At 40.4% G+C, this 6,296-nt stretch carries 4 protein-coding genes and 1 pseudogene; 1 reads left to right on the top strand and 4 read right to left on the bottom strand.

Annotated features, from left to right (window positions below):
- Positions 1-187: hypothetical protein (locus tag CYP05_RS10065; RefSeq protein ID WP_141090284.1), on the bottom strand; the 187-nt coding region annotated here is incomplete at its 3' end.
- A 240-nt stretch (positions 188-427) separates the two neighbouring features.
- Here CYP05_RS10065 and htpG point away from each other — a divergent pair.
- Complete coding sequence (gene htpG, locus CYP05_RS06560) at positions 428-2,284, top strand: molecular chaperone HtpG (RefSeq protein ID WP_103642364.1); 1,857 nt, start codon at positions 428-430, stop codon at positions 2,282-2,284.
- A 106-nt stretch (positions 2,285-2,390) separates the two neighbouring features.
- On the opposite strand, the gene sdhE is transcribed toward htpG, so the two are convergent.
- From sdhE to sdhA, 3 genes and pseudogenes are all read right to left on the bottom strand, one after another.
- Entirely contained in the window at positions 2,391-3,248 is an 858-nt protein-coding gene (gene sdhE, locus CYP05_RS06555) for an 8-methylmenaquinol:fumarate reductase membrane anchor subunit (protein WP_103642363.1), read from the bottom strand.
- 2 nt (positions 3,249-3,250) lie between these two features.
- Positions 3,251-4,216 (bottom strand): 8-methylmenaquinol:fumarate reductase iron-sulfur subunit, encoded by a 966-nt coding sequence (gene sdhB / locus CYP05_RS06550; RefSeq protein ID WP_103642362.1) that lies wholly within the window; start codon positions 4,214-4,216, stop codon positions 3,251-3,253.
- Positions 4,217-4,225: 9 nt separating this feature from the next.
- Positions 4,226-6,065: pseudogene (gene sdhA / locus CYP05_RS06545) on the bottom strand (8-methylmenaquinol:fumarate reductase flavoprotein subunit).
- Positions 6,066-6,296: the final 231 nt, after the last annotated feature.

Below are 6,296 nucleotides of genomic sequence, written 5' to 3'. Positions count from 1 at the left end.
TGTCCTTGTTAAATAGTTCAACCGTATCCATTGCAAGCGCAACGTTTTGTTTAACGGTAGTTACTACTCCATCCTTGATCTCACGTTCTAAGACATGTGATGTATAGAAAACAAAGCAAGCCATACAGACCGCCAAGACTACAGCAATCGTTGCTGAAACTTTTACCAAAATACTTCGTAAATTCATTTGATTCCCTCCTATGGATTTATGGCTTGATTATACTACTATTTTAAATGAAAGCTATACAAATAGCCATAATTAATAATAATTTTTAAATATGTATTATTATTTTATTTATAAAATATAACTCTTTTAGAATATTTTTTAAAATTTATAAAAAAACTTGATAGTAGTGCTATCAAGGTTAAGTATATTTTTATCACTTTGTGCTATAATCTGCCAAAAATTTAAAACAAGGAAAAGGAAATGGCAGATAAATTTGAATTTCAAACTGAGGTCAATGACCTTTTAAATTTGATGATCCACTCTCTTTACTCAAACAAAGAGATATTTTTAAGAGAGCTCATATCAAACTCAAATGACGCACTTGACAAGCTAAACTACCTATGCTTGACTGATGAAAAGTATAAAAGTTTAAGCTACACTCCAAGGATCGACATCAAAGTAGATGAAAAAGCTAAGACTTTAACCATCAGCGACAACGGTATCGGCATGGATAAAGACGAGCTCATCGCAAATTTAGGCACGATAGCAAGAAGTGGCACAAAAGGTTTTATGCAAAGCTTAAGCGGTGATGCCAAAAAAGATAGCTCGCTGATCGGCCAGTTTGGCGTGGGCTTTTATTCAGCATTTATGGTGGCAAACAAGATCGAAGTCATAAGCAAACGAGCACTAAGTGACAAAGCCTACAAATGGACATCTGACGCAAAGAGCTACGAGATCGAAGATGCCCAAAAAGATAGCTTTGGTACGGATATTATCTTGCATTTAAACGACGATGAGTTTGCAAATTCTTGGCGTATCGAAGAGATAGTTAAAAAATATTCAAACCACATCCCTTATCCTATATTTATGGATAAAGAGAGCTATGTCGCTCCAAAAGAAGGCGAAAAAGAGGGCACTTATGAGACTAAAAACGAGCAGATAAACAAGGCAAATGCGCTTTGGAGGCTAAATAAAGCCAGCTTAAAAGAGCAAGACTACAACGACTTTTATAAGCAAATTTCACACGATAGCAGCGATCCGCTCCTTTATATCCACACAAAGGCTGAGGGCAAGATCGAGTATTCGACACTATTTTATGTGCCAAGCACTGAGCCGTTTGATCTCTTTAGGGTTGATTATCAAAGTGGCGTGAAGCTCTATGTGAAGAGGGTTTTTATAACTGACGATGCAAAAGAGCTTTTGCCACCTTATCTAAGATTTATCAAAGGTGTGATCGATGTTGAGGATCTGCCGCTAAACGTTAGCCGCGAAATTTTACAAGAAAATGCGATCATGCGAACCGTTAAAGAGCAGAGTGTGAAGAAAATTTTAAGCGAACTTGCAAAAGTAAAAGATAATGACCGCGAAAAATACATAAAATTTTACAAACTATTTGGCAAGGTTTTAAAAGAGGGACTTTACGGTTTTAACGCTGAAAAAGAGCAAATTTTGGATCTTTGCCTATTTAAAAGCTCAAAAAGAGACGGACTTATCAGCCTAAAAGAGTACAAAGAGGCAATGAAAGAGGATCAAAAGTCTATCTACTATATCAGCGGCAACAACGAAAATATGCTAAGAAATTCGCCGCTTCTTGAGAGCTTTAAGAAAAATGACATCGAAGTGTTAATAATGGATGAAGAGATCGACACGATCGTCATGCCAATGGTCAATGAATTTGATAAAACACCTCTAAAATCAGTCTCACACGCTGATATAAACGACGAGATCAAAAACGATGAGAAGGTCGATGAGAGCAAGGTTGCAAACACACTTGTTAAGATGAAAGAGATCTTAAAAGACGAAGTTAAAGACGTTAGACTAAGCTCAAGGCTCTCAAGCTCGGCTGCGGTGCTAATATATGATAAAAACGACCCTGATTACGCTATGCAAGAGATGTTAAAACAGATGGGACAAGGCGCAAATGCCCCAAAAGTTAAGCCGATCTTGGAGATCAATGCTGATCATGAAATTTTTGCAAAACTTGAGAAAAACGAGGCAATGGTTTATGACATAGCGCCTTTGCTTCTTGATATGGCAAGGCTAAATGAGGGTATGAGCCTAGAAAATCCAGCTAAATTTTCAGAACTTCTAACAAAAGTGATGATAAAAGCTATATAAAATTTGTAAGCCCAAAGAAATTTGGGCTTTACTCTACTTATATAAATTTAAATTTATGTATTTTGGAAATTTGATTGTGTGAGCCAAAGCTCACACAAATTTAAATTTACGCTATCTTACTAGCGTCGATAATGTTTAGATCAAGACCTAGATCTTCGACAGATAGACCAAGTGCAAGACCTACAAGCTGAGAGAGGTGGATGATAGGTTTTCTAACATCTGAGTGGTTCTCATCTTGATATCTCTCTTGATAGATGTCAAGTTGCATTTGGCAAAGTGGGCACGGAGTTACAACTACGTCTGCGCCATTTTGATCAGCGTTATTTACGATCTGGCTTGACATTTTTCTTACTGATTTTCCAGCTGGATAGCTAGCGTGGAAGCCGCAGCAGTCAAGTCTTTTCTCAAATGGCACGATAGTAGCACCAAGTGCGCTTACAACGGTTTCAAAGCTCTTTGGATTGACTGAGCTTTCTTTGTTGTGTAGATCTTTTTCAGGTCTTAGGCTGTGGCAGCCGTAAAATAGCGCTACTTTTAGTCCGCTAAGTGGTTTAACAACCTTTGCTCTTAGCGTATCAACATTTTGGTAAAGCTCCCAAAGAAGGCTTGTTACCTCAGATGTACCATTATATTTCATATTGCCTTCAACTAAAAATGTATTGATACGATCTTTTGCGCCCTTATCAAGCGTGCTTTTAGCTCTTGTTAAAGTTAGCATACAAGTTGAGCATGTCGTAAGCATCGGCATATTCATCTGCTCTGCAAACGCTATATTTCTAGCATTTGCTACAAGTGCAGCGATAGGATCGACGTCTTGTGCTTGTTGAGCACCACAGCAGCTCCAGCCCTTTATCTCGTGAAGCTTCCAGCCAAGTACTGGAGCGATGGCCTCAAGCGACATCTTAGCCTCTTTAGCTGCTTGAGTGAGTACGCATCCTGGGAAAAAAGCGAATTCGTTTTGCATAATTACTCCTTACTAGCAGCTTTGCGAGCCGCATTTATCATTTTTACTAGATCATCATGTCCTTCTATGTCCTCTTCGCCGAAAATATGAAGTGGATTCATCTTACCTGCAAGCATTAAATTTGCAGCGATATCCATTTTGCCCATATTTCTAAACACTCCCTCAGAGCGAAGTGCAAGCTTGATCTCATTTAGTCTGCCTGAGCCATCAACTAGATCGGTTAAGAATGCCTCAGCGTGATCTGGCCCCATGCCATCATCAAAGCCTTTTTGTATAGCCATAATGCGAAGATCAGTTATGTCTTTGCATGCGCTTATGCCTTTTGGACAGCGATCAGCGCACTCTTGGCACTTTACACACATCCAAAGGCCATTATCGATAGCTGGTTTTAGGTGTGGCATAGGATCTTTGCTACGTGAGTCAAAGGCAGCTCTATAAGCATGAACAAATACAAATGGCTGCATATAGTCACTCGCGTCTGCTTCAAGTTTATTACACTCGCTAGCGCACGCACCGCAAAGTATGCAGTCCCATTCAAGTGCGACTTTGTCATACTCTTTTTGACTTTGCTTACAGCCTTTTGCGGCGCTAAATTCTGGCTTAGCAGTGATGCTTGGTTTGATCTTGCGTAAATTTTCGATACTTGGCTCCCAATCCACCATAAGGTCTGAGATAACCTTGAAATTTCCAAGTGGTGAAATTCTAATAGTATCTGGGTTGCCATACTCAGCCAAAAGCTCGTTCATCTTTGTATCGCAAGCTAGATATGAGTGGCCATTTACTCTAACAGCGCACGCACCGCATATCGCTGAGCGGCAAGATGCTGTGAAATTTAACGTCGCATCCTTTTTTTGTTTGATGTCAAAAAGCACTGTTAAAAGAGTTTTGCCTTTGATCTCTTCATTTGTTAGCTTATAAGTTGATTCATATTTTTTAGTTACGTCAAAACGGTCGATAATAATTTTCATCCTAGCTCCTTACTCTGGCTTCTTGCCGTCAAGTGAAAATATGCCTGTTACAACGTCTTTGTAGCTAAGTTCAAGCTTGCCGTCTTTTAGTGTGACTATGCTGTGTTTTAAGAAATTTACATCATCTCTTTTTGGATAGTCCTCTCTTGTGTGAGCGCCACGGCTCTCAAGACGATTTTGCGCTGCAAGACATGCTGCACGAGAAAGAAGTATAAGGTTGCCAAGCTCGACATAGTCAGTAAATGCTGTGTTCATTACTGGGTTTTGATTTGGCACTTTGAGGGTATCATATTTTGCTTGGATAGCTTCTAGGTTTTTAGAGAGCTGATCAAGTTTTGCACCAGTTCTAAAGATACCCATTAGATCCCAGTTGTTTTTACCAAGCTCTTCGCGAAGTGCATACATATCATTTACGCCACCCTCGCCTGTTGCGATAGATTTAAATTTATCTTGCCACATTTTTGCTAGCTCAGAAGTTTTCTTACCGCTTGCAAATTTTGCATTTTGAGCGTAAGCGCCAGCACCTTTGCCAGCTAGATCACCAGTTACAACTGCGTCAGTTAGGCTGTTACCACCAAGGCGGTTTGCACCGTGGATAGATACACATGAAGCCTCACCACCTACGTAAATTCCAGGGATTTTTGTGCTCATATCATCAAATTTAGCTACCTCTATACCACCCATCGAGTAGTGAGCTGTTGGGCGGATAGGCACTGGTTGCTCGATAAGGTCGATGTCTTGGAAAAGCATAGCAGTGTGTCGAATTTTTGGAAGCTTTTTCATGATAGTATCTTTGCCAAGGTGACGAACATCGCAAAGCACATAAGCGCTCATACCCTCGCCAAAACCTCTACCCTCGCGAATTTCTGTCTCGATCGCACGAGCGACGACGTCACGAGGAGCTAGCTCCATCTTTTCGTGATAGTTTTTCATAAAGCGCTCGCCCTTGTTGTTTAGCAAGTAACCACCCTCGCCACGAGCAGCTTCTGTGATAAGTGTGCCGCCATTTTGAACGCCAGTTGGGTGAAACTGAAGCATCTCAGGGTCTTCAAAACCAAGACCTACTTTAAGCGCAGCAGCTATGCCATCTCCCGTTGCTATAAATGGAACTGATGTGCGGTTATAGAAAATTCTAGTGTATCCGCCAGTTGCGATGACTAGAGATTTGCAAAGAACTGGGTAAATTTGACCATCTTGGATGTTGCGAAGAACGACGCCTTCGACCTTGCCATCTTCAAGACTGATTTCAAGTAGCTCGTGATCCATTAGAAATTTAACGCCAGCTGTAATAGCGTCGTCAAGACAGGCGTGCATCAAAACGTGGCCAGTTTTATCAGCTGCGTAGTTACAGCGTTTTTTGCTAGCGCCACCCATGAAACGAAATGCCACGTCGCCATTATCTTTACGAGAAAAGAGCATGCCGTTGTAGTCTAGCTCGTGGATGACTGCGCCTGCTGCCTCGCAAAATTTCACAACTGCATCTTGATCAGCAAGATAAGCTGCACCTTTTTACGGTGTCATACGCGTGAAGCTTGAAGCTGTCGCCGTTGCTAAAGTCAGTAACGCCGTTTATACCGCCCTCTGCCATACAGGTCGCATTACGTGATGGCATCATCTTTGTAGCGACAACGACAGTTGAGTTTGGATATTGCTTGCGAACGGCTGTTGCTGCACGAAGTCCAGCACCGCCAGAGCCGATTATTAGCACATCAACAGATGGCAAGCCATTTTCATTGCCTTTTGGCAACTCGCCAGCAAAAACATTGGTCGCACCAGCTGTTGTAGCTAGCGCACCTACGCTGATACAGGCGCTTTGTAGAAATTCTCTTCTGGTAAATTTTTCACTCATTAATAACTTCCTGTTTTAATAAGTTTATTAGCGTCAAAAAAACGCACCGCCAGTTCATTTCTTAATATTTTTTAAAACAACTACATTAATAAAAAAATTAATAATGAAACTTTACATAAAATTTACTTAAAAGAAACATAAAGATTTATTTTAGGTTATACAGTGAGATTTGATAGCTAAAATCATTTAGAAAAAGACCATTTTATCGTGTTTGTAGCTACTACTTATAAA

Source organism: Campylobacter concisus, from assembly GCF_002913545.1.
GTDB classification, from domain to species: Bacteria; Campylobacterota; Campylobacteria; order Campylobacterales; family Campylobacteraceae; genus Campylobacter_A; species Campylobacter_A concisus_AV.
The sequence above is the reverse complement of the archived record's forward strand: the minus strand, read 5'-3'. Positions and strand labels throughout refer to the sequence as shown.